General features: G+C 30.9%; 25 protein-coding genes and 1 pseudogene. 15 read left to right on the top strand and 11 right to left on the bottom strand.

All coding sequences use genetic code 11. The features are described 5' to 3' along the window. Positions 1-80 precede the first annotated feature (80 nt). The 4 genes from QZU90_RS07835 to QZU90_RS09655 all read left to right on the top strand — a co-directional run bounded on the left by QZU90_RS07835 (position 81) and on the right by QZU90_RS09655 (position 2,507). On the top strand, positions 81-971 hold the full coding sequence (locus QZU90_RS07835; protein WP_296856533.1) for a radical SAM protein: 891 nt from the start codon (positions 81-83) through the stop codon (positions 969-971). Between the two features lie 235 nt (positions 972-1,206). Further along, positions 1,207-2,166, top strand: a complete 960-nt coding sequence (gene mtnA, locus QZU90_RS07830; RefSeq protein WP_296856531.1) for an S-methyl-5-thioribose-1-phosphate isomerase — start codon at positions 1,207-1,209, stop codon at positions 2,164-2,166. 22 nt (positions 2,167-2,188) lie between these two features. Further along, positions 2,189-2,368, top strand: a complete 180-nt coding sequence (locus QZU90_RS07825) for a hypothetical protein (RefSeq protein WP_296856529.1) — start codon at positions 2,189-2,191, stop codon at positions 2,366-2,368. Positions 2,369-2,372: 4 nt separating this feature from the next. Continuing rightward, on the top strand, positions 2,373-2,507 hold the full coding sequence (locus QZU90_RS09655; RefSeq protein WP_363142484.1) for a hypothetical protein: 135 nt from the start codon (positions 2,373-2,375) through the stop codon (positions 2,505-2,507). 37 nt (positions 2,508-2,544) lie between these two features. Here the strand turns inward: QZU90_RS09655 and QZU90_RS07820 are convergent, their stop codons facing one another. Beyond that, entirely contained in the window at positions 2,545-3,654 is a 1,110-nt protein-coding gene (locus QZU90_RS07820; RefSeq protein WP_296856527.1) for a class I SAM-dependent methyltransferase family protein, read from the bottom strand. 346 nt (positions 3,655-4,000) lie between these two features. Between QZU90_RS07820 and QZU90_RS07815 the strand changes: the two genes are divergently transcribed. From QZU90_RS07815 to dph5, 3 genes are all read left to right on the top strand, one after another. Beyond that, positions 4,001-4,348, top strand: a complete 348-nt coding sequence (locus QZU90_RS07815) for a hypothetical protein (protein WP_295605611.1) — start codon at positions 4,001-4,003, stop codon at positions 4,346-4,348. Positions 4,349-4,437: 89 nt separating this feature from the next. After that, entirely contained in the window at positions 4,438-5,592 is a 1,155-nt protein-coding gene (locus QZU90_RS07810) for an aldo/keto reductase (RefSeq protein WP_296856525.1), read from the top strand. A gap of 475 nt (positions 5,593-6,067) precedes the next feature. After that, complete coding sequence (dph5, locus tag QZU90_RS07805; protein WP_296856523.1) at positions 6,068-6,865, top strand: diphthine synthase; 798 nt, start codon at positions 6,068-6,070, stop codon at positions 6,863-6,865. An 869-nt stretch (positions 6,866-7,734) separates the two neighbouring features. On the opposite strand, the gene QZU90_RS07800 is transcribed toward dph5, so the two are convergent. Beyond that, the gene (locus QZU90_RS07800; RefSeq protein WP_295605615.1) at positions 7,735-7,968 is read right to left on the bottom strand and encodes a hypothetical protein; all 234 of its coding nucleotides are present in this window, start codon (positions 7,966-7,968) and stop codon (positions 7,735-7,737) included. A gap of 312 nt (positions 7,969-8,280) precedes the next feature. Here QZU90_RS07800 and QZU90_RS07795 point away from each other — a divergent pair, with 312 nt between their 5' ends. After that, positions 8,281-8,922, top strand: a complete 642-nt coding sequence (locus QZU90_RS07795) for a queuosine precursor transporter (protein WP_296856521.1) — start codon at positions 8,281-8,283, stop codon at positions 8,920-8,922. Positions 8,923-9,072: 150 nt separating this feature from the next. Here QZU90_RS07795 and QZU90_RS07790 read toward each other — a convergent pair whose 3' ends face one another. Beyond that, entirely contained in the window at positions 9,073-9,624 is a 552-nt protein-coding gene (locus tag QZU90_RS07790; protein WP_295605620.1) for a helix-turn-helix domain-containing protein, read from the bottom strand. A 947-nt stretch (positions 9,625-10,571) separates the two neighbouring features. Between QZU90_RS07790 and gdhA the strand changes: the two genes are divergently transcribed. From gdhA to QZU90_RS07770, 4 genes are all read left to right on the top strand, one after another. Further along, positions 10,572-11,906 (top strand): NADP-specific glutamate dehydrogenase, encoded by a 1,335-nt coding sequence (gene gdhA / locus QZU90_RS07785; protein WP_296856519.1) that lies wholly within the window; start codon positions 10,572-10,574, stop codon positions 11,904-11,906. A 155-nt stretch (positions 11,907-12,061) separates the two neighbouring features. Next, on the top strand, positions 12,062-12,640 hold the full coding sequence (locus QZU90_RS07780; RefSeq protein ID WP_295605624.1) for a sugar O-acetyltransferase: 579 nt from the start codon (positions 12,062-12,064) through the stop codon (positions 12,638-12,640). A gap of 113 nt (positions 12,641-12,753) precedes the next feature. Further along, positions 12,754-13,152 carry a PaaI family thioesterase gene (locus tag QZU90_RS07775; protein WP_295605626.1) on the top strand — a complete coding sequence of 133 codons (399 nt, stop codon included), beginning with the start codon at positions 12,754-12,756 and terminating at the stop codon, positions 13,150-13,152. 138 nt (positions 13,153-13,290) lie between these two features. Then, a complete protein-coding gene (locus tag QZU90_RS07770; RefSeq protein WP_296856516.1) occupies positions 13,291-14,232 on the top strand; it encodes a M48 family metalloprotease in 942 nt (313 codons plus the stop codon). 110 nt (positions 14,233-14,342) lie between these two features. Here the strand turns inward: QZU90_RS07770 and QZU90_RS07765 are convergent, their stop codons facing one another. The 3 genes from QZU90_RS07765 to QZU90_RS07755 all read right to left on the bottom strand — a co-directional run bounded on the left by QZU90_RS07765 (position 14,343) and on the right by QZU90_RS07755 (position 17,202). Beyond that, positions 14,343-15,296, bottom strand: a complete 954-nt coding sequence (locus QZU90_RS07765; RefSeq protein WP_296856514.1) for a hypothetical protein — start codon at positions 15,294-15,296, stop codon at positions 14,343-14,345. A gap of 132 nt (positions 15,297-15,428) precedes the next feature. Beyond that, on the bottom strand, positions 15,429-16,286 hold the full coding sequence (locus QZU90_RS07760; RefSeq protein ID WP_296856512.1) for a hypothetical protein: 858 nt from the start codon (positions 16,284-16,286) through the stop codon (positions 15,429-15,431). Positions 16,287-16,863: 577 nt separating this feature from the next. Beyond that, positions 16,864-17,202, bottom strand: coding sequence for a hypothetical protein (locus tag QZU90_RS07755; RefSeq protein WP_296856510.1), 339 nt, complete (start codon positions 17,200-17,202; stop codon positions 16,864-16,866). A gap of 166 nt (positions 17,203-17,368) precedes the next feature. Between QZU90_RS07755 and QZU90_RS07750 the strand changes: the two genes are divergently transcribed. After that, positions 17,369-18,745, top strand: a complete 1,377-nt coding sequence (locus QZU90_RS07750; protein WP_296856508.1) for an MATE family efflux transporter — start codon at positions 17,369-17,371, stop codon at positions 18,743-18,745. A 55-nt stretch (positions 18,746-18,800) separates the two neighbouring features. Here the strand turns inward: QZU90_RS07750 and QZU90_RS07745 are convergent, their stop codons facing one another. After that, positions 18,801-19,703, bottom strand: a complete 903-nt coding sequence (locus QZU90_RS07745) for a hypothetical protein (RefSeq protein ID WP_296856506.1) — start codon at positions 19,701-19,703, stop codon at positions 18,801-18,803. An 11-nt stretch (positions 19,704-19,714) separates the two neighbouring features. Then, positions 19,715-20,533 carry a protein-ADP-ribose hydrolase gene (locus QZU90_RS07740; protein ID WP_296856504.1) on the bottom strand — a complete coding sequence of 273 codons (819 nt, stop codon included), beginning with the start codon at positions 20,531-20,533 and terminating at the stop codon, positions 19,715-19,717. A gap of 211 nt (positions 20,534-20,744) precedes the next feature. Here QZU90_RS07740 and QZU90_RS07735 point away from each other — a divergent pair, with 211 nt between their 5' ends. Next, complete coding sequence (locus QZU90_RS07735; RefSeq protein ID WP_296856502.1) at positions 20,745-21,551, top strand: DUF169 domain-containing protein; 807 nt, start codon at positions 20,745-20,747, stop codon at positions 21,549-21,551. A 120-nt stretch (positions 21,552-21,671) separates the two neighbouring features. Here the strand turns inward: QZU90_RS07735 and QZU90_RS07730 are convergent, their stop codons facing one another. Next, complete coding sequence (locus tag QZU90_RS07730; protein ID WP_296856499.1) at positions 21,672-22,076, bottom strand: pyridoxamine 5'-phosphate oxidase family protein; 405 nt, start codon at positions 22,074-22,076, stop codon at positions 21,672-21,674. A gap of 304 nt (positions 22,077-22,380) precedes the next feature. Here QZU90_RS07730 and QZU90_RS07725 point away from each other — a divergent pair, with 304 nt between their 5' ends. Then, positions 22,381-22,773, top strand: a complete 393-nt coding sequence (locus QZU90_RS07725) for a helix-turn-helix domain-containing protein (protein ID WP_296856498.1) — start codon at positions 22,381-22,383, stop codon at positions 22,771-22,773. 73 nt (positions 22,774-22,846) lie between these two features. On the opposite strand, the pseudogene QZU90_RS07720 reads toward QZU90_RS07725, so the two are convergent. Together QZU90_RS07720 and QZU90_RS07715 are read right to left on the bottom strand one after the other, a co-directional pair. Next, positions 22,847-23,435, bottom strand: a pseudogene (locus QZU90_RS07720) (orotate phosphoribosyltransferase-like protein). Positions 23,436-23,558: 123 nt separating this feature from the next. After that, complete coding sequence (locus QZU90_RS07715; protein ID WP_296856496.1) at positions 23,559-24,506, bottom strand: Gfo/Idh/MocA family protein; 948 nt, start codon at positions 24,504-24,506, stop codon at positions 23,559-23,561. Between the last annotated feature and the right edge of the window lie 224 nt (positions 24,507-24,730).

Below are 24,730 nucleotides of genomic sequence, written 5' to 3'. Positions count from 1 at the left end.
TTAATTTAATGATAAGTTAATTAAAGAATAAATTAATTAAAATGATTATAATAATTAAAATATTGTGTTGAGGTAATACTATGACTAAAAAAGATTTAACTTGTGGAGGAAGTCATAAAGGTGCAAAATTTGCACACATTACAAAAGTGCATCCATGCTATAATGAAAAATTGCATGATAAGGTAGGAAGAGTTCACGTACCAATCGCTCCTAAATGTAATATTGGATGTAATTTCTGTATAAGATCAATTAATACTGAAGAGGACAGACCAGGAGTTGCAGGTTCCATTATGGATGCAGATGCTGCAGTGGAACATGTATTGAATGTAACTAAAGACAGTGCAATCACTGTTGTAGGTGTTGCAGGTCCTGGAGATTCATTAGCTAACGAGGCTACATTTGAGTTCTTTGAAAAAATCAATGAGGTTAAGCCGGATTTAATCAAATGTATGAGTACAAATGGTCTTTTGCTTCCAAAATATGCTGAAAGAATTGCAGAGCTTGGCGTAAATACAGTAACTGTTACAGTGAATGCAGTGGATCCTGAAATCCTAAAGGAAATCAATGGATTCATCGTCTATGAAGGCAAAGCATACAAAGGACTTGAAGCAGCTGAAATTCTCTCTAGAAACCAATTGGAAGGAATCAAGAAAATCACTGATCTCGGTGTAGTTGTAAAAGTCAACATTGTTCTTATTCCTGGATTGAATGATGAGCATATTGTGGAAATCGCTAAAACAGTAAAAGAATGCGGTGCAGACTTAGTGAATGTTCTCCCACTCATTCCATTAAACAAGATGGCTGATTATCCAAGACCGGGATGTGGAGAGATTGAAAAGGCACGTAGTGATGTTGAAGAGTATCTTCCAGTTTTCAGAGCATGCACTCAATGTAGAGCAGACGCTTATGGAATTCCTGGTAAGAAACATGAAGATCATCACTTAGGAAATGCCCCTCAGTCTCACTTCTAAGCGATTATATTTATTTTAATGGGATTATTGTATTCCCTATTTCTTTTTTAACTAATTAAATTTTTTTACTAATTTTATTTTTTTTACTTATTTTTTAAGTTTTTTAACTATTTCTTCTATGAAACTTTTTATAATAATCTATTTATTTTAAAAAGACCAATATTTTATTGTATTTTAACAATTTTTATTTCATTAATCGATTATTTTTATTATTAATATTTTTCATGTGATTATTATGAGAACTTTAGAATGGGAAGACAACAAATTAAAGCTTATAGATCAAACCAAATTGCCGGATGAATTGACTTATGTCTATTGCTGCACTTATCAGGAAGTTATAGATGCAATCAAGACCATGGTTGTTCGTGGAGCTCCTGCAATAGGTGTTTCAGCTGCTTTCGGTATGGCTCTTGCTCAGATTGCAGGTGAAGACATGGAAAAGGTTGCTGTAGAGATGAAAAATGCAAGACCTACTGCAGTCAATCTTATGTGGGCAGTTGACAGGGTCATGAAGGCTGACAATATGCTTAATGAAGCAATGGCAATGGCTGGAGAAGACATAAACACTAACTTAGCTATTGGTGAATATGGGGCTGAGCTTATTGATGATGGAGATACAGTCTTAACCCATTGTAATGCAGGAGCACTTGCCTGTGTAGATTATGGTACTGCATTAGGTGTTTTCCGTTCTGCATTCAATCAAGGAAAGGATATTCAAGTCATCTGTGATGAAACCCGTCCAAGAGGACAAGGTGCAAGCTTAAGCGTTTGGGAAATGCAACAGGAAGGAATTCCTGTAAAACTTATTCCAGATGTGGCAAGCGGATATCTCATGTCAATAGGAAAGATTGATAAGGTTGTAATCGGTGCAGACAGAGTGGCTTATGACGGTATTGCAAACAAGATTGGTTCATTTATGGTCGCTCTTGCAGCTAAAAGATTTGACATTCCATTTTATATAGCCGCTCCTTTCAGTACCTTTGATAAGGAGATTTCCATCTTTGATACAGTTATTGAAGAAAGAGATCCAAATGAAGTGATTTACTATGGTGGAGCAAGAATCTGTCCAGAAGGAACTGAAGTAATCAACCCTGCTTTTGATATAGTTCCTAAAGACTTAATCACTGGAATCATTACAGAAAAAGGAGTAATTGATTTAAACAATTTAGAAAAGGACTTTAAGGATCTTTTCTAATATTCTTTAAATTGGTGATGAAATGTTAATTGATTTTAATGAACTTTCAGAAATCACAATTCCAAATATGAATGGTGGGGAAGGAAAGATAATTGCAAAAATGGATGTGAATGATTGTGGAAGATTTATTAAAACTGTTATTCCACCTAAATCATCAATTGGGCATCATCTTCAGGAAACAAATGATGATATAATCTGGTGAAGGGATTGCAATATGTGATGATTTTGAAGAGATTTTAAAAGCTGGAACTTGTCATGTTTGTCCAAAGGGATCCACTCACTCCATAATAAATGTTGGTGATGAGGATTTGGTGTTTTATACTGTAGTTCCTCAAAAATAATATTTTTTTATTTAAATAATTTTTTTAATTATTTTTTTTAATCTTTTTTTATTTTTTTTTCTGTTACTTTACAATCAATAGCTACATGCCACATTCCAGGGCTTGAAGATTTAACTTTACGTGTATTGAGTATCTCAACTTCTTTATTTTGCTTCTCACAAGCTATTTGTGCTCTTTCTATTCCTTGTGAAAATCCGTCTGAAAATTCGTAGTAGTGAATTACTCCACCATCCTTGCATAATGAAACAGCTAAATCAAGGAATTCCGGTGCTAATCCTGGAAGATTCATGATAAGCCTATCGAATTTTTTGCCTTTCAATTCATTTAATGCAACTTCATTTGTATCACCGCAAATTGCAGTTATATGGGCATTAGGAGCTAACTTGTTTAACTTGATATTCTCATTTAAGTATTTGATTGCATATTCATTAATGTCCACTGCAGTGATATTCACATTCTTTTCATGAGCTATTACAATTGGAAACGGACCGATTCCTGCAAACATGTCAAGAATCTCTTCTCCCTCATTTGTTGCTTCTTGAACTCTTTTCCTTTCAGTAGCAAGTCTTGGTGAGAAGTAAACGTTTTTGACATCTAATTTCAATCTTGTGCCATGTTCCTTATGGATTGTGATAGGATTGTCCTCTCCAGCGATAAGTTCAAGTTCCCTAACTCTTGTAACACCTTTAACAGCACTTTTTTTCATGTAAACTGTTTTTCGTTTAGTGAATTGAAGGGTTGCTTGACCTATTTCCTTTTTATGGGCTTCAAGGTCTTCTGGAATCTCTACAATGACAACATCTCCAATGATGTCAAAGGATTTTTTAAGCTCTTCAATTTCCTCTTCACTTAATTTGTCTTTAAGAAGTTCTGTTATGCTTCTTGGAAATCTCTTTACAGTTTCGAGGTTATCATCTTGGCTTAAATCCATGATTTCAATTGTATAATTCTCATTTTGCTTAATGATTTCTTCCTTGCACTCTTCCATCACTTTTGAAAGCACATCTTCATCTGTCCCTTCTTTAATGGGAATATATCCGAAACCATTTTCGACTTTAATCTTATAGTCAAAGTCAATAATCTTATGATTTAGCACAATTTGCCTTGTCGCCTCTATATTCTGCACTGGAATTTTTAGTGTTAACATAGTATCTTTTATTAAATTAGTTTTATCATTGATAATTTTACTATTTGTTGTGTGTGCTTTAAGTTTTATCAATCGTTATTTTATTTAAATAGATGGTTTTTTCGTATCGAATTTTCAATATTTATTTTATTGTTTTATTACTTTAAATTGTTTTTCTCTTTTGAGTAAATATTTAATTTTTATTGTTTTTAAGATTATCTTATCCTTAAATCATTTTTTAAGAATTATATATATTGTCCTTTAACATTAATTTTATATATATAAAATTTTAGATTATATATTATATTCATATTATTGAAGTATTTTTGAAATATAATGATTTTAGCATTATCTTTAGGTGATAATTATGGGTTGTTTTAATGAGACAACTAGTGTGAAGATAAATAAGCAGAAAAAAGACCTTGCCAAATCAAAGGGATTGAAATTGCAGGATCTTTTGGACCATGCCCTTGATGAAGCTTTAGGATTTAGCTATTACCCCATGAGTGAATTGAGACTTTTGGAAATAGACAATGAAATTGAATCCTTGAAGATTCAAAAGGAAAAGGCAATGAGAGATTGTCAAAAGAAGATTGATATTCTTATCAGTGGCTTGATTGAATTTAAAGAGGAAGAGGCTGCTCAATACGATAGGAAAATCAGACAATTGGAATTGGAAAAGGAATACAATAAACAGATGTTGTATAAAGATTAATGATTTTTAAAAGAATTTTGTTATTTAATAAAACTATTAAACTAATTTATAAATTATTTAATTAATTATTGTGCATTAGGAGATTAAATATGAAGAATATGGGATTTGGAATGATGAGATTGCCGCAGCTTGATGAAAATGATTTCTCAAGTGTAGATTTTGAACAAGTTAAGAAGATGGCTGACGTTTATATGGAAAATGGTTTCAATTACTTTGATACCGCTTATGCTTATCATGATGGAGCAAGCGAAGTCGCTTTAAGAAAAGCGGTTGTCGAACGTTATCCAAGAGACTCATTTGTAATTGCAGACAAGATGCCGACTTTCTTAATCACTGAAGAGTCTCAAGTGGAACCGATTTTCAAGGAACAATTGGAACGTTGCGGTGTAGATTACTTTGATTATTATATGATTCATAATGTAAGCAGCTTTTCTGAAGCGGGATGGAAATATGTTGACACCTTTGGTTTCTGTAAAAAGATGAAAGATGAAGGCAAAATCAAGAAGTTAGGTCTTTCCACTCATGCAAATGCAGAATTCCTGGACAATATATTGAAGGAACATCCTGAAATGGAATTTGTCCAATTGCAGATCAATTACCTTGATTGGGAAAATGATGGTGTGGAATCCAGAAAATGTGTTGAAGTTGCTCATAAGTATGGTTTGCCAATAATTGTTATGGAACCATTGAAAGGCGGATTCTTGGCAGATCTTCCTGAAGAAGCAGAGAAAAAGTTGAAAGAGTATAATCCTGATGAATCTCCAGTTTCTTGGGCATTGCGTTATGTAGCAGGAATCGATGGTGTGTTCATGGTATTGTCTGGTGCAAGCAGCTTGGAGCAAATGGAAGAAAACATCGGTTTCATGGATGACTACAAGCCACTTAATGAGGAAGAGCATAAGATCATTGAGGACGTTACTGAAATTATTAACAGTAACATTGCAATCCCTTGTACTAAGTGTAATTACTGCATTAGTTCTTGTCCTTCAAATATCATGATTCCTAAATTGTTTGACTTGTATAACAACGAGAAGATTCAAGGTTTAAAGGTTGGTGAATTCACTGCAGTTGGTAATGCGTATAGGAACTATTCCTGTTTGGAAGGGGTAGGTATTGCTTCTGACTGCACTGGCTGTGAAGCATGCATGAAGGAATGCCCACAACAGCTTGACATTGCAAGCTTAATGCCAGAAGTTGCTAAAACCTTTGAAACAGAAGTGTACGGATTTACTAAAGATGAATGATTAGTTTTTTACTTTTTTTATTTCTTTCAGTTTTTCATTTTCATTTTTTTACATTTTTTACTTTTTTTATTTCTTTCTATATTTTATTACACAAAATATCATTTTTTTTAATTATATGCAAATCCCTTAACTTCCAATTATCTTCTTTATTAGAATTTGAAAAATAGTTTCATATCATACGAATATGACACGAACCTTTAAATATAAGTTATGTATAAAATATTATTAGCTGTTTATAAAACAGCTACGCTTTTTTTTTAAAATAAAGTGGTGATGTATGGTGTAAAAAGGGTTGCTTTTTAACGTGAAGAGCAGGTTTATGGTGGGCCTGTGTTATTAAGCGCCCTTTTTTTTATTAATCTATTTTTACTTTTTATTGAATTATAACTCTTTATTTTGTTATTGATTGTACATTTAGATTGATTATATTAGGATATTAATTAAAATATTATATTAAGATGCTTTAAGTGATTTTATGTTTTATTTGGTTGGTTTAGGATTATTCGATGAAAAGGACATATCTTTAAAAGGTGTGGAAGCATTAAAAAAAGTGGATAAGGTTTATGCTGAATTTTTCACTTCACGCTTATTTGGCTCTAATTTTGAAAAGATAGAATCAATTATTGGAAAGGAAATCATTGTTCTTGACCGGACTCAAGTGGAAGAGGAGTCAATTTTCTTAAAGGAAGCAAAAGATATGGATGTTGCATTGATTACTGGTGGAGATCCTTTAATCGCTACAACACACTCTGATTTTCTAGTGGAATGTGCAAGAAAATGCATTGATTTTGAAGTAATTCACGGATCAAGCATTTTATCTTCAGCACCAGCTATTTCAGGCCTTCAGGCATATAAGTTCGGTAAGGTCACAACTATTCCATTTCCTGATTTGGAGTATAACTATTTCCCTAAATCCCCTTATATGGGTATTGAAGAGAACTTAAAGATGGATATGCACACCTTGGTTCTATTGGATATTCAAGCTCATAAGGATAAGTACATGACTGTAAATGAAGGATTAAAGAATTTGATGACAATCAAGGAAAATCTTGATCATGAAGGACTAGTTAATGAAGACACTTTAGCTATTGGAATTGCAAGAGTCGGATCTAAGGATAATCTTGTAAAGGCAGGATATATTAAGGACTTGATTGATTTTGATTTTGGCGGTCCTCTTCATTGCATAGTTATTCCTTCTAAATTGCATATTGTTGAAGCGGAATACTTGGTGGAAGTTGCTGGAGCTCCAAAAGAAATTCTTGATGATATCTAATTCATGATATTTTGCTTAAATTTAATTTTTTTTTTAAAAATAGAAAATATGGTTTTAAAAAGTTAGTAAAGATTTTAAAAATAGTATTAGATTGCTAAAAAACTTCTAAAAATAGTAAAATCAGAAAAAAATTGGAAAGAACATAGTAATTTTTTGTTAGCTTCTAATCTTTTAAAAAATTTTTAAAATTTATTTTTACAATATAAATCATAAAAATTCCGTTTTACTATGTTCTTTTAATGAAAATTACTATAAAAAAGTTTATAATATTTTTCATTTTCCCAATGGATGTTAATCCTATACTTATTTTTATTTTTTTAATTAATAAATATTTTCATATTTCAGAACTATTTTTAACATTACTAATAATTAAAATATTTTTAGTTTTTTATGAAAATATTATCTTTATGTTTAAAATATTAAAAAAATAATAATTAATTGACCTATGAAGACATTTCCTTAATTACTTTATGTTTAAAAAAGAGATTTAAAATAAGAGGATATTTTTTTATCATCTTTTTAAAAAATTAATAAGTACTTTATTATATTATTTAGGTAATTTGTATAAGATAATTGCAATTAAGCAAATATCAGTTTTTAAGGTAATTTATATAGGACTTTTTTTAATTAAAGACGATAGTCAAATATCCTCTTATATTAATATTATTTATTAATAAATTATTTTTATTGGAGATTATAAATTTATTAATATGATATGTAATTATATACACATCGTATAATATTATGTTATGAGGGCTTATAAATTTTTCGTTTTAATTTTCAAGGATAAAAAAATCAGATATTATTTAAGATATGAAACATGTTTTATTTCATTATGAAATCTTTTAAAAATTAGATAAGATCATCTCTTATTTTCTATTTCTATTTGCATTCAATTCATATCTTTTTGGGCTTCCAACATCTTCATGAGCCTGATTGATGATGTAAAGGAAAACTCTCTTGTTGAGATTGTACTTTTTTGAAAACTTTTTATAAAGAGCGTATTTGCTTCTTCTGTTTCCAAAATAGTCTATTTTTTCCAAGTATTCCTTCTTGATTTCCTCAATTGGACTTAGATCTTCTTGGTTGTTTTTGGAGCTCATGATTCAATTCCCCAGTTTTAAAAATTAGATAATGATAATAATCTTTTAGTTTTATTAGTTCATTAGTTATATTAATTCTATTAATTAATATGTTTATAAATTATATAAAATTTTCTTAGATTCAAAAAAATTTTGCCGATTTAATGAAAATTTGTATAAGTAATACTAAATATTTATATTAGATTAAGTTAAATATAATTATGTTGTATGAAATATCTTATTTTTTAAAAATCTTCTTTTTAAATTAATATTTCATTAACTTAAAATATTTTAATCTATTATTTTAACTTTATTAGATTAAGGATTGATTAAATGGATTTAAATTTTGACTTTACAGAAAAAAGAGTAATACTCACAGTATTCTTCTGTATGGCTTTTACCATTGCAAACTTAATTACTGTTAAGATTATCAATATTAATTTCTTAGGTATGGAAACTCCTGCTGGAGTATTGATCTATCCTTTAGTATACATTTTAACTAATGTAATTGCTGATGTATACGGTGAAAGAGTAGCACAAAGAACCCTTGTATTAGGTATTGCTGCTGATGTATTATTCGTATTTATGACTACATTAATATTATTCTTGCCATCCCCAGATTTCTTTACTGGTGATGCAGCATTATCCTTTGTATTTACCCAAACCCCAAGAATTCTTATAGCTTCTTACATCAGTTACTTAATCGGTAACTTGGTAAATGCAAGATTGACTACTATTGTAAATGAAGGAAAAGCTTACGCATCAGGAATAAACTTATTAGTTCTTGCTTTCAGTGAATTTATTGATAACTTCGTATTCATTGGATTGGCATTTGTTGGTGTTTACTCTGTTGTAGACATCTTAATAATGATCATCACTCACTGGATATTAAGTTTGATTTGGACTGCAATTGCTCAGCCATTCACTACCATGACTGTAAGATGGGCTGAAAAAGGAAAACCTGCTGAAGCTTAATTTGATAATGTAGAATATAAATTAGTTATTGAAAACGAAAATTAAAATTTTTAAATCAAATGTGAATGATTTATTTCACATTTTGATATTTCTTTTTTTAAGAGGAAATTTATTATCTCAAATTTCATTAATCCATAAGACTATTTTTTTTTAAATGATTGCCATCTTTCCTGCATTTGTAAGGTAATATTTTTCATACTGTTTTGTCTGTCCCACCAAACCATCTTCCATTAAGCTATTGATGTGTTTATAGACCATAGCTCTTGAGATTCCAACATTCTTTCCTATTAGAATAGCGGTCTGTTCGGACTCTTCAAGGGTTTTTAGAATTTTCATTTTTGTTTTGGATAGGTTTATGCTTAATTTTGGCATTTGTATGGCTTGGTCATTGAAGCAATAGTAAATGTGGTCCGCACCTTCCTTATTTGCAACGAAGTTTAAGATGGATCCTATGAAGTTTCCATCAGTTGCAACAAAGATTTCATTTCCCTCTTCTTTTGAATTTCTTATTATGTATGTTAATTGCTTTGAAGCTTCAATAGCACTTGTTGTGCTGATTTTAATGTTTTCTTTCATCATGTACTGATCAAGCAAGCTGGTTTCGTTATAGTTTGTATATACGGATATCAATTTTTCAATCCTGTTTTTCATGGCTATGTCTAAAAGTTCTTTCCCCTTTAGGTTTGATATTAAGATTCTCATATAATTCCTCATTTTTTAAAAATTTTAAATTTATTAGTGTTCAAGTTTTAATTCTATTATTTGTTATATTATTTATAAAATAATAATTTTTATTATTATTTTGTTCAATTTTGACTGGCACTTTGTTTTCCGACCGATGCCGATTAATGAAAACTTAAATTGTATTTGTAACATGAAAATTATTTCATAATTTTTTTAAACAATGTTTATCTTTTTATTTAATTTTTTTATATTTTCTATTTTTATTATAAAAAAATTCATTTTGTTCAAATTTTTATAAAATAATGCTTGGATCTAATTTTAAATTTTTCTAAATATTTTTATGGAATTTCATCTTTTTTAATGATTTCCATCATTGGAAAAATTAGCTTTTTTCCTTAATAATCTGCCTATATTCTTTATTATTATTGCTGGTTATTATTAAATTTTTTGTTTTTGTCTATCTTTAACATTGACTTGTCAATATATTATTTTCACTAATATTTTTTATTTTAAAGCTTTATTAGTGATATTTTATATTTTTATTTTTAATTTTTGTAGATGGCTTAAAATTTGTATACCTTTAATATTGAATTGTAAATAAAAATTTTTTAAAAATAGGTACCTTTATATTGAATATTATTCAATTTATAATTAGGCATCAAATCGGAAAAGGTTTTCCACTATCAGTTATGATAGTGCAATCTTATAGGATAATGTCTAAAGATATTATTTAAATTCTTAAATAATATTTTACTAATAATTAATTTACTAATATTTACTTATATTGGCTTAGAAATAGCTAAAATAGTTAAATGTCTTTTGTAGTTAAGTATAGTTAGTTGAAATATAGTTGAATTTTGTTAGCTATTTTTAATCAATAATAATTAATTATTAGTTAATTAATTATTTCAAATTTAAAAATATCTTAAATTCATTTTTTTATTTAAACAAATGGAGATTAAATTATGTCCTATGTTGATGAAGTAATTGACTTAATAGTTAAAGAAAACCCTGATGAACCTGAGTTTCATCAAGCTGTAAAAGAAGTATTAGAATCTTTAAGAGTCGTAATCGAAGAAAATGAAGAACAATACAGAAAAGATGCACTTTTAGAAAGATTAGTCAACCCAGAAAGACAAATCAAATTTAGAGTCCCTTGGGTAGATGACAACGGTCAAGTACAAGTGAACACCGGTTACAGAGTACAATTCAACAGTGCGATTGGACCTTACAAAGGAGGTCTCCGTTTCCACCCTTCCGTAAATGTTGGTATTATTAAGTTCTTAGGATTTGAACAAATCTTCAAAAACTCCTTAACTGGCCTTCCAATTGGTGGAGGTAAAGGAGGATCCAACTTCGACCCTAAAGGAAAATCCGACAGAGAAGTTATGGCATTCTGTCAAAGCTTCATGACTGAACTCTGCAAATACATCGGTGCTGACACTGATGTTCCAGCTGGAGATATCGGTGTAGGTGGTAGAGAAATCGGTTACTTATTCGGTCAATACAAAAGACTTCAAGGATTATACGAAGGTGTGCTCACTGGTAAAGGATTAACCTTTGGAGGATCTCTCGCAAGAACTGAAGCAACTGGATATGGTTTATTATACTTCACTAACGCAATGTTAAAAGCAAATGACATTGATATTGCAGGAAAAACCATTGCAGTATCCGGTGCAGGTAACGTAGCTATTTACGCAATTCAAAAAGCTCAACAATTAGGCGGTAACCCTGTAACCTGTTCCGATTCCACCGGTTGGATTTACGACCCAGAAGGAATCGATGTAGAATTATTAAAAGAAGTCAAAGAAGTAAGACGTGAAAGATTAACTGCATATGCTGAAGCAAGACCATCCGCAGAATACCACGAAGGTAAAGGTGTATGGACTGTAAAATGTGATATCGCTCTTCCATGTGCTACTCAAAACGAATTACAATTAGAAGATGCTAAAGCTTTAGTTGCTAATGGAGTAACTGCAGTTGCTGAAGGTGCAAACATGCCTACCACTATTGAAGCAACCGAATACTTACAAGAAAATGGTGTATTATTCGCACCAGGTAAAGCTTCCAATGCTGGTGGAGTAGCTACTTCTGCATTAGAAATGTCTCAAAACTCCCAAAGATTATCTTGGACCTTTGAAGAAGTTGATTCAAGACTCCAAACCATTATGGAAAACATCTTTGCTAATGTTGATGCAGCAGCTAAAGATTACGGATTTGAGAAAAACTATGTAGTTGGAGCTAACATTGCTGGATTCTTAAAAGTAGTTGACGCAATGAACGCTCAAGGAATCGTATAGATTTTCTATACTTCCTTATTCTCTTTTTTTTAATAGTTTTAAACTATTGCTTTTTTTATATTAAATTTATTATCTATTTTTCATTATTTCATTTTTTAAATCTAAATTTCATTTTTTTAAAAATTTTTATATTTTATTAAAACCAATTTATATATATGTTAGAACTTAATGAATTATTGGATATTTTCAATGAGGGTGATGCATTGGTTATGGATGATGAAGCTGCTGATGCATGCAATTATTACAGCATTGAAGCTCAAAAGATCACTTGTGAATTAAATTATAATTTTCATGATTTTGATGAAAGGAGGGAACTCTTCTCTAAGCTAATCGGTAAGGAACTTGATGATGAATTTAGGGTTTTCACTCCATTTTTCACAGATTTCGGAAAGAACATTCACTTGGGCAAGAATGTATTTATCAATGCAGGATGCAAGTTCCAGGATCAAGGTGGAATCTATATTGGGGATGATGTATTGATTGGCCATAATGTTGTTATGGCTACCTTAAATCATGATGAAAATCCGCAGAATAGGGCTAATCTAATTGCAGCTCCCATCATGATTGGAAACAAGGTTTGGATAGGTTCAAATGCAACCATTTTGCCAGGAGTTACAATAGGTGATGGTGCAATCATTGCAGCTGGAGCAGTAGTGACAAAAGATGTTGAGGAATGTTCCATTGTTGCAGGAATCCCTGCTAAATTTATTAGAAAGGTTAAAACAGATGAATAATCTATTTTTCATAATTTCTAAACCTTATTAAGTAGAATAATCTTTTAAATGATTTTGAATATAATAATATTATAATAAATTAATTATATGTTACATTTTTATTAGGTGATTTTTTGACAACATTTGAATCAATAGATGAAGCAAGAGAATTTTTCAATGGAGATAAATTTGCAGCAAAATTGGGGATTCAGTTAGATGAGCTTGGAGATGATTATTGCATTTGCAGTGTAGAGATCAAGGATGATTTCAGAAATGGTTTCGGTGCTGTAATGGGTGGAGCTATATTCACTCTTGGAGATTTTGCATTTGCTGTCATGTCCAATCAACTGCACAAGTTGACAGTAGGTCTTCAGGTAAGCATAAACTATTTAAGTGGAGCAAAAGGAGAAAAACTTATAGCAAAGGCTACAGTTCGTAAAGATGGGAGGACAACCTCTGTCATAAATGTTGACATTACAGATGACACTGGCAGGGAAATTGCCCAGTTTGTTGGAACAGGGTATAAAATGTAATTTTTTTATTAAATGTAAATAATTTACTATGAACAATATGTCTTTCGTAAAAAAATAAATTTTCAATTAAATGTGAATAATTTTTATTAATGAACAATATATAATATCATAAAGTGATTAATTGATTTTGGTGATAAAATGGCAAAAGATCAAAGAAGCAGTTTAAACCCATTCACTGGCAAAAGTCATTTTGATATAGTAAATGATGATAAGTTTCTAGAGGATTCCTACAGGCAATATTACGGTATGGTCCAACAGGCTCAAGTTCTTGACAATGCTCCTGAAGGCCAATTGGTTAGGGCAGTTGCTGTAAGATTGATTAAGGCAGTGGAAGCATATCTTACACAAATTGGCAGAATGGACTATATTCAAGATTATTATGATTGGGACGTGCATTTATTGGCTGATAAAACCGTAAACGCATTTTGTATGCCTGGTGGAAAAATAGTGATGTTTTCAGGTATTCTTTCAATTGCAAATACCGAAGAGAGAATAGCTTTCATTTTAGGTCACGAAATGGCGCATGCATTGCTTGACCATTCAAGAACCCGTGCAAGTGTAGAAAGTGCTAAAAACACTGTTGCTACTGCCGGTTACTTAGGAAGTTTCATTCTAGATGTATTTGGTTTAGGTGCAATAGGTGACATTACAAGAGCATCAATCAATGCTGCAAACATTGGGTCTGACTTTTTATTCGTAAAGCCATTTGGAAGAGACCAAGAATTGGAAGCAGACAGATTAGGCATGTTGATTATTCATTGGGCCGGTTATGACATCAAACAAATCCCCGCATTTTGGGAAAGTATGAGTCAAAGAGGAGGAAATAATTTTGAATTCTTCTCAACACACCCATCTGATGAAAAAAGGATTGCAAACATGAAAGCTTTAATCGCTGAGATTGACAGTGATAAGGATTTCACTAAAGGCCCTGTAATTGGTGATGCTAAACCTACAGCAGAATACGGTAAAGCAAATCCTGCTGCCCCTATTGCTTCAAAAGCTAATGTATGTCCGAAATGTGGAACTCAAATTGATCCTGGAGACAATTTCTGTACCAATTGCGGTCAAAAGATTCAATAACTTATGTTTTAATTTATTGAATTTAATTTAATTTTGAAAAGTCTTTTTTAACTTTTCATCTTTTTTATATAGGCTTTTTTTCTTTTTTTCATTGATTAAGTTATTATAACCTAATCAAACAATTCTTTAATCAAATATCTGCTTTTTTCTTCACTGTTCATGTTTTGTATTTTATAGTAATTCAAGAATCCTTCTTGGATATCATATACGAAAAACATTTTTCCATTTAATATTCCAATGTCAATTCCTTTAAAGAAGACATATTTTAAGTAGAAATCAATCAATTCCCTTGCTTCAAATTCCCCTTCTAAGTTTGCAAACAAATCGGATACAAACATGTCGTGTGCTGTAAATGTGTCGAAGCGATAGTAATTTTGACAAGCTCTCTCAGCATTGTTCAGATTGACTTCTAAGATATTAAAGAGCTTTTCAAATAACTTGTCATTTATGTTGGAATATTGATTTTTTATCTCATCATCAATCTCCTCATCCTCAAGGAATCTCATTATTCCATCTTCTTTAATTCTTTTCTTATATTCAATTATCTCTTCATTGATGGTGTAATATGAATCCTTGATTTCTTCACAGCTTACATTGATTCCATTGACTTTCCTTTTTTCCTCATACTTCTTGTTTCTGTAATTCAATTGTCTTGGGTTGCTTTCCCTTGTAGATTTCCTGATTTTTATTGGAGGAATTACCTTTTTAAAAAAGTCTATTTTAAAGCTGTATTCTGTGTAATAATCATAGTTTCTGCCCATATATTCATTGTACTTTTCCTTATCTCCCAAGCAGTTGTTTAGCTTGATGATTTTTCCGACTATGATTCCAAATAGTATTCCTTCCTTGAATATTTCATCATATGCCTGTTTCACTTTTTCTTGAAGCTCATCATATTCATATCTGATTATGTCATTGGATTCAAGCAATATTTCAAGGTCAATGTTTACATCAATAAGATAATTGTGAATATTGTCTTCAACTCCCATATTCTTCAGGACAGGTTCTGTAATTTCCAAATGCTTTTCGTAAAGTTCATAAATTTCATTGATTAAATAGCTCATGCTTTCACCTTTTTTGATTCATAAATAGCTTTTATAAACACCCCCATCTGAATTCCTAAATTCCAATAATTCTATAAATTTTAAATTCCAATAATTCTATAATTTCTATAATTCCATAAATTCCATATTTGATCAAATGCTAACTTTAGTGTCGTATTTCTTATAGATATAATCGCTGTGTTCCTTTTGAATATACATCATTGTTTCCGTTTCAGATAAGTTCCCTAATAGTTCATAAGGCATGATTTCCTTTTGAATATCTTCAATTACCAATCGCAGCCCTGTTCTGATTCCTATGTCCAAACCCATATCTATCATGTATTCAAAGTAGTCTTCGATTATCTTCTTGATTTTATATTTTCCCCTTTTCTCTTTGAAAAATCTGGATTTTATTAATGGTCTTAAACTTTCACTATCAATTCGAATCTTTTTATTGATTCTGAATTTGGCTTTCTTCCTGTCTATTTCAAATTCATCAAAAAACTCTTCAAAAAGAATTTTCTTTAATTCCTTATGGTTTTCATCAATGATTTTGGAGATGTATGCAACTGCAGATATTTCAACTTCAAGTTTACTTGGATCATCATTTACAGATACTTTGAGTCTTTCGATTCCATCTTCATCAACTTTTTCAAAATCGGATTTTGATTCGTCAAAAGGGGGATAATATTCATGGTATTCCTTTAGGTCTATATCAAAAATTTCACTTTTGCTTAGAGGAAATTCCAATATTTTCTTTATCATATGAGCCTTTCCAAAACCAATGCCCAATAATATTCCTTCCTTAATGATTTTCTCATAAAAATCATCAATAAGCTTAAAGGAATCCATTTCTTCATTTAAGAGATTTACACTATCTAAAATGACTATCAAATCGTTGTTTATATTGGGATACAGGAGGCACTTCACATCAATTCCAAAGTGCTTTGTCATAAGGATGATGTTGTCATTTTCCTGCTTTTTATACTCTTGAAAAATTTCGTCAATCATATATTTCACCTTAATAATGCTTAATATTCTTTATTTTTCTATTTATCTTCATAATATAAATTATTATCGTTTATAAAAAGTTTTTAGAATATTATAACAAAATTAAAGCAATTTTACAACTTTATTTTAATATTGATGTCATTTCGTAATTTTTCATCTAATTTTAAATTTAATAAAGTCTTTTTTATAGATGTTTATCTTGAAAAATAAGTTTTAAAAATAGTTCAATAAAAAAATTTTTTAAAAAGCAGTGTTTGAAAATTTTTAAAATTTTCAATTTTTTATTTTTGTAATTTTTATAAAATTTTAATAAATTTGCCATAATGGTATGGGTGATGTTGATAAGGTTTGATTTGTTTTTTAAAAAAAGTTTTAGATATGAAATAATGAAATATATGGTTGATTAAATTAATATTCTAAATAATAACTATTTAGAATATTAGTCGTGTTTTCATTTAAATTAATGGAATTATTTTTGTGATTTTCGCTTTTGTGATATTATGATTTTGTTTCTATGCAATTCACATAAGATGCATTCTTGAATTGGTTTTCCATTTTCCGGTTGATTTCAATTAGCTTATTCTTGAAGTTCATCAGGTCTCGGATTCTTTTCTTGAACTGTAATTGAAAATGATGAATAACTATTTTTATCAATCACTGGAGAGATTCCTCTAAAGGTACATTCAAAGTCTCCAGTGCCAGCAATATTGAACTGAATGTCTTCTCCCAAGTTAAATTCCTCAAAGTATTGCACTGTCTTTGTTGAATCTTCAACAGGAACTATGATATTGATTATCATGGATTGTTCTTTTTCATATATTTTCACGCCATTTAAATTGATGGATAATTCCTTTACTCTTGGGTGTTTAATGTTTCCGTACTGTTTTTTAAATATTACATAATTCTTTTCATCCATTTTACCACATCTTGATAGTTACTTATATAAATTTTGATTAATATATAGTTATAGGGATTAAACTAAAAAGAATTAAAAATAGTTAATTAATTCAAGTTTTAAAGAATTTTAAGCTATTTTAAGAATTAATTTTAAGTATTCAAAACTATTTAATAATTGTGATAAAATGAGTGATAATATAAGAAATTCTCAAGGAGTGGATGCCATACTAGGTGATCCTAAGAAGGCCTTATGGAAGATGTCCATTCCGCTTATAATTTCATTGCTTATCACAAGTCTTTATAGTGTAATCGATGCCATTTGGGTATCTGGCTTAGGTGCTGATGCTCTCGCAGGTGTTGGTTTTGTAAGCCCTATTTTCATTGCACTTATGGGAATTGGTAATGGTTTAGGTGCCGGTTCTGCATCCGCTTTATCAAAGTATATCGGTGAGGAAAATAAGCAAAAAGCAGATAATGGAGCCATTCACACTTTTTTTATTACAGTAATCATTTCAGTAATAACAACAATTTTGTTACTTATTTTCCTAAAGGATATTCTACTTGGAATGGGTGCAGGAAGCACAATTGATTATGCAATGGATTATGGGGTAATCCTATCCTTTGGTTCAATTCTTGTTATCTTATCAAATGCATTATATGGTGTTTTAAGAGGGGAAGGTGATGCAAGCAGGACAATGTATGCTATGCTATTTTCTTCAATTCTAAATATGATATTGGATCCGATTTTCATCTATGGCTTGAATTTAGGGGTAAGAGGTGCAGCTATTGCAACATTGATTTCTCTATTGCTTGTAAATGTCATTTTGTTTTACTGGTTCTACATTAAGAAAAACACTTACTTAAAGCCATTCTTATCCAATTACAAATTCAGCAAATCCATTTCAATTGATATCTTGAAAGTAGGTTTGCCTGCAAGTCTAGAACTTATAAACAATGCTTTATTTGCAGCATTGTTCTCACTTTTGCTTGTTGTTGTGGCTTCAACTGATGCTGTTGCAGTATATTCAACTGGCTGGAGAGTTGTGACCATTGCAACCACACCTATCATTGCAATAGCTACAGCATTGATATCAGTTGTGGGTGCAAATTATGGTGCTAAAAAGTATGAAGAGATTTTGGTGGCTCATAGGTATTCAATGAAAATAGCTATTCTATTTGGTTTCATAGCTGCCATAGTTGTTTATTTATTTGCTCCGCAGATAGTATCCGTGTTTGCATACACAGGCACAAGCACAAGATTGGCTCCACAGCTCATTGCATTCCTATCAGTGATAGTCATTTATTTCCCAACAATGGGTTATGGATGCACATCAACATTCGTTTTCCAAGGAACTGGGAATGGAATAACTGCAATGTTCCAGACAATCTTAAGGGAAACAGTTTTCACTCTTGCATTTGCAATACTTTTAGCTATTGTATTAGGTTATGGAGAATATGGTGCTTGGTGGGGAATAATCCTTGGAGAGATTGTTGTAAACACAATCACAATGATTTGGGCAGATTTGCATATTAAGAAATTGATAAAATCAAATAGTAAATAATGTTCAGATATACAAAAATAGTTTATTTTATCTATTTTAATTTTCATCTCTTATTTTATCTTATTTTATTCAATGTTTCATCAATGCTCTCATTGAAAGGAACATATCTCTCTTTAATGTCTGGCGAAACATACTTGTCAAGTTCATCTTCAGGAACCAAATAATAATTTCCATTATGCTTCACTGTTAATTCTGTGTGACTTCTGTTGAATCTCACAAGATTGACATTGTCATATGATTTCACTAAATCATCAAAGGGGAAACGAATTATAATTGGAGTGTTAAATCCTATTCCAAATTCCAAAAGGAGCAATTTTCCATTTAGTGCCTTTTTTCTAAAATCAATGTAATTTTGATTCTGTTCATGCCACTCATCATCCTCTACAAAGAAGCTGTCTTTTCTTAAGTTCAAGTCCATTTCCTCTCCACAAACAGGACATTTTGGGACAAGTTCAGATGGTATTTTCAAGTCTTCATCAGTCTTTCCCATCATTTCCAAGATTAATTCTTCGTCATCATATAGTTTATTGTGGCATGCTTTTGAGCATTGGATTTTGCTGTATGTTCCCTGTGTTCTAAAGAACCTCTCCTTATCAAATCCGGATTTCAGGAATTGGTCATCAGTATTTGTTGTGATAACGAAATAATCCTTATCTTTCACTATGCTGAACAGTTTTTTATATAAATCAGTTCCTTCCATTCCAATGTTGTTTACATAAATGTGCTTTGCAAAATATGCCCATCTTTCTTCTGAGCTTTTGAATGGATAGAACATTGAAGTGTACATATCTTGGAATCCATATTTTTCAATAAATTCTGGGAAGTTGTCTGTAAACCTTTTCCCAGCATATTCCACTCCTGCAGCAGTTGATAATCCTGCTCCTGCACCTATCAATATATAATCAGCATCATCAATCAATTCTTTTAATTTTTTCACTCTTTTATTGTAGTCACACATGATATTGTCTCCTATTTTAGGTTTTTCCTATAGATTTCTGTAGCTTCATCTGAAAATGTATTGAAGATTACCCGTTCAATGCTTGTTTTTGGATTATTTTTTAAATAGTTCCTTACAGTTTCAATAGCTAATTTGGATGCTTGGTCTTTTGGGAAGTTAAAGACTCCGGTGGATATTGAACAAAAAGCTATTGATTTTAAGCCATATTCATCTGCAAGCTCTAAACAGGATTCATAACAGCTTTCAAGTTCCTTTATTTCCCTTTCATTAGGTTCCCGTCCATTGGCAATTGCAGGGCCTACAGTATGAATGACATATTTTGAAGGGAGATTATAAGCAGAGGTGATTTTTGCATTTCCGTTTTCCTCTTCATGTCCTTGCTCTTGCATGATTTTATAGCAGTCCATTCTTAACTGGAATCCTGCAGCTGAATGAATCTGATTGTCAATGCAGTTGTGCAGTGGAATGAAGCAACCTAACATTTGTCCATTTGCAGCATTTACAATTGCATCCACCTTAAGGCAAGTTATGTCTCCTTGCCACAATGCTATTTTTGAGTCTATCCCATCATGATTCTGGCTAATCGGATTTATGTCCATACATGAAATCAAATCCTTAGTATTTGTTTCTTCACTGAGGATTTGGTCTTGTATCTCATAAAATTCATCACTTAATTGAACTGGAGTTTGTATATTCATCAATGCTCTAAGCAATTTTCTTTTCTCTTCGTAGTCATTAGGGATTTCCATATCATTATCTATTCTTTCGTTGGTGGAAATCAATTCATTTATGAGAAAATTTATTTCAATGTTTTTATCAAATTCTTTCATCTTTAACCTCATGAATCTTCTTTTCATTATTATATTAATTATTGTTCGCATATATTTAAATCTTTTTTGTAACTGGGGAGTAACTTGATTTTTTATACAAATACTTAATTTGATTAATAATTCTCATCTTTCCTTTAAATAGTAAAATCTTTATATTTCATTGCATAAATCTAGAATTAATTATATAAATCTATTTAAGGGTTGTTTTAAAATGGAATTCAATATTGTAAAGGAATTAAATGGTCAATTTAATCCTATTGTCTTAATCAAAGCTGATTTAAAGCCAGAGGATGCATTGGCTCCTAAAGCAGGTAAGGGCGGTTGTGTAATGTCTCTTGTTGGACAAACAATTGCAAAGAGAAAAGTCACTGCTTTTGGTCGTGAAAACATAACTTGCGGAGGAGTTTCTGCAGGATTCGGTTGGGGAACTGGATTCAAGACAGATGAAGACAGAGCATTTCAAGCTACATTTTTATCATTAGGTACAGAATCAGCTAAGGATAAGGAAGCATTTCTTCATAGGTTAAGCTTCATGCCAAAGCCAACTCAAGAAATGTTTAAGAAAGGGGAAAGGATCTTTTCAGATTTTGATACAGCTTATGAAAACATCAAGAACAGGCCTTTATATGATGAAGGTGAATATGTTGTCTTTAAGCCAATAGAGCTTCTTGAAGAAGGAGAAGTTCCAGATTCTGTTGTATTTACATTAAACACTATGGAATTATCAGCAATTCTTCAATTGAACGGTTCATTCAGAACTGAAAGCGCCCATATAATGACTCCTCAGGCATCTGCATGCCAAGCTATTGGTGCATTCACTTTTGAGCAAAATGATAGTGATGATCCAGTGCCTGTTTTAAGTCCGCTTGACTTTGCAGCAAGAGCTCATATGAGAAGATTGATTCCAGATGAATACATGAACTTGTCCATGCCATGGAAACTGTTCCTAAAATTAGAGGAACTTAGTAAAAGAAGTGTTTTCCAAACTCATTTCTGGGATGATTTTGGAAATAAATAATGATTAGTCAATGTTTTTTATAAAAATAGCATTGGATGTTTTAAAAAAATAAAGTGAAGATAAATAAGTGAAGTAAATAATGTGTAGATAAATAAGTGAAAATAAATAAGCATTCGCTTATTATATTTCATAAACTTTTGGAGGTTCTCCAGAGAAGTCAGCAATTGTTGCCTTACCTTCACTAATTGTAAATACTTCAAAGATTGGGTTGTCTCCACTTTCATATAATGCTTTTACAAGTTCATTTGCTTCAATGACCTTTTGTTTGATTTCCAAATCATCTACAAATTCAACTTTTCCTGCAATTCTTATCCATTGGAATTCAGGGGTTGCTGCAGTCATTTCAAAGTTAGGGTTAGCTTCCAATTCTTTGTACATAGGCTTTTGATTGCTAGTACAGAAGTATGGTTTGTCATTTTCTGCAAAGTAGAATAGGATAGGCCTTACTTTTGCATTTCCATCAAGTCCGGTAGTTGCCAAATATTGTTGTGGGTTTTCAGTTAAGAATTTAATTACTTCTTCCATTTTATCATCTCGCAAATTTATATAAGTTCATATTTTTATTTATTTTGAACGTTTTGGATTTAACGTTAATTATAGATTGTTTAGAGGTAAATATAAAGGTTTTGTAACCAAAAAGTAACATAAATGCTTCAAATTGGAGTATAATCATTTATATGGTTTTGGTTACTTTTTAGTAACTAAAATTTTATAAATAATTTTTAATAAAATAGTTTTAATGAATTGTTATATGAACTAAGTTATGAAATTTTATAAAAATTGTCGAATTTAAAAAAATATTTTAATGCTAATTTAAAAGGGGTATTTTATGACAAAATTAGAGGGTAATATCTGTCCTGTAGATCAGTCTTTAAAATTGTTTAGCAAAAAGTGGCATATTCTGATTATCAGAGATTTGTTCTTTGGTAAAAATAGATTTAAAGAGTTCAAAGAAGATAAGCCTGATTTGAGCAATAAGGTTTTAACAAGTTGCTTAAAGGATTTGGAATCTAATGGATTGATTGGGAAAAGGACTTTTGAGGACAATTCTAAAGTGACTGAGTACTATTTGACTGATGAAGGAAAAAGAATGAATAAGATCATCTATGAATTGGCTATGTTTACTTTAGAAAAAGATGATTTTCCATCAGACAATAAACGTGATGAGATTATTCATCTGTTCAGAACTACATTGAATATTGGGAATCAGGATAAAAAATGAAAGACATCTTAATTTATTCGCAATTTATCAAACTAATTAACATTCAATAAAAAAAGAAATAAAGCAATTAAGATTATCTTAATTGACTTACTTTAATTAATGATTCGATTGGGACTCCGTCCACTTCTTCGAGTCCTGATTTATCGATTAAAACAGTTACCACAATTGGATTTCCACCATGGTCTTTAACTACTTTAATTACATCAGTAATTGTGTCACCACTGGTAGTTACGTCATCAACAATAACTATTTTTTTACCTTCTACAGTACCAAAGTTGCTGCTTATAGCTCCTTCATCACTGTTAGCTGCATTGGTTCTGTGTTTTTTAGGGTGGAAAATAGATATGCATGTTGTGGTTCCAGTCAATTCTTCAATTACGTCAGCCATCATGGTTGCAAATGGAACTCCACTTGTTGCAATACCTACAACAAGGTCGATTTCTCCATGTTTCAATGCAATGTCACTTAAAGCTGCTGCAACATATCTGAGTCTAGTTGCACTACCACCTAAACTGTTCCAGTTAATTGCAATGTCAACAGGTGCTTCTGTTTGTGCACCATTGTGCAGTATCCATTGATACATTAAGCTCATCAGCTATTTCACCAGTTGTGAATCCATGGTTTCTAAGTTCCTGAGCTCTGTTAATAAGATCTTGATTCATTTTTTTACCTCATTAATCATAAATTTTATTAAATATTTTTGGTTAAATATTTTAGGAATCTTTGAGTTATTTATTTTTATAATAATAAATGGGAATATATTTTTAACATTGAAAAATTAAATTCTATCTAAAATTGATTGGACTGTGTTCTTTAGATGACTTGTTTGCTGCAAGAACCATCTTAAGAGCCTTAAGCCCATCTTCACCAGTGATTTCAGGTTCTTCATCAGCTTCAATTTTGCATAGGAATGAATTTAATTCTTCACTTAATGGTTCTACTGGTTTGATTTGAATGTCTTGTGCGAATTTACCATAAACTTCAATGCTTTGGTCAATGTAGTCAATGGTAATTATTCCATCAGTACCAGTGATTTCGATTTGTCTACGTTTGTACGGAGTTAACCAGTTTACTTCTAAAATACCGGTAATGTCTTCATCAAAGCTAACCATGATTTCAGCATGGTCTTCAAAGTCAGATTGATCTAATATGCTGCTCATAGTAGCATAAACTTGTTTTACAGGTGCTTCAATCAAGAAGTTCATTACATCTAAATCGTGAATTGCAAGGTCAATAGCTACTCCCACATCCTTAATTCTTGGTGGGAAAGGACCTACTCTTTTTGCTGAAATTGTTACCAAGTCACCGATAACCTCATTTTCAATGAGTTCCTTAGCTTTTTGCACTGCAGGATTGAATCTTTCAACGTGACCAGTTGCAAGCTTTACCCCTGCTTCTTTTGCAGCTGCAATCATTTCTTCTGCTTCTTCAGCAGTAAAAGCGATTGGCTTTTCAACTAAAACGTGTTTTCCATGTTTAATGGCTTCCATTACGACTTCGTGGTGGAAGGTTGTTGGTACACAAACACTAACTGCTTCAATTTCAGGGTCTTTCAATAAGTCTTCAATTTCAGAGTAACCTTTTGTCTTATATTTTTTCACAACTTTATCTAAGGTTGGCTTTACTACATCAGCCACTGCCACGAGATTGGCTTTTTCTAATTTCGAATATACACGTGCATGGTTATATCCCATTGCACCTACACCTATAACTCCAACATTTATAGTTCTCAAAGATATTCCTCCAATTATTCAACTATATTTTTGTGTTTTATAACTTATAAATATTATTAAAATTTTATATTTTTTTATATAATTTTTTCTTAATAATTATCATAATCACTATTAAATTGATTAATATCTAAAATAAAAAAGAATTAGTTGTTTATTTTCTTAAAATATTGTAAAAAATAGGATAAATTGATTTTTAAGAATTATTAATCATTTTTCAAATTTTG

The organism is uncultured Methanobrevibacter sp. (assembly GCF_902784195.1).
Classification (GTDB): Archaea; Methanobacteriota; Methanobacteria; order Methanobacteriales; family Methanobacteriaceae; genus Methanobrevibacter.
Note: the sequence above shows the minus strand (reverse complement) of the source record. Positions and strands in the feature narration are given on the sequence as shown.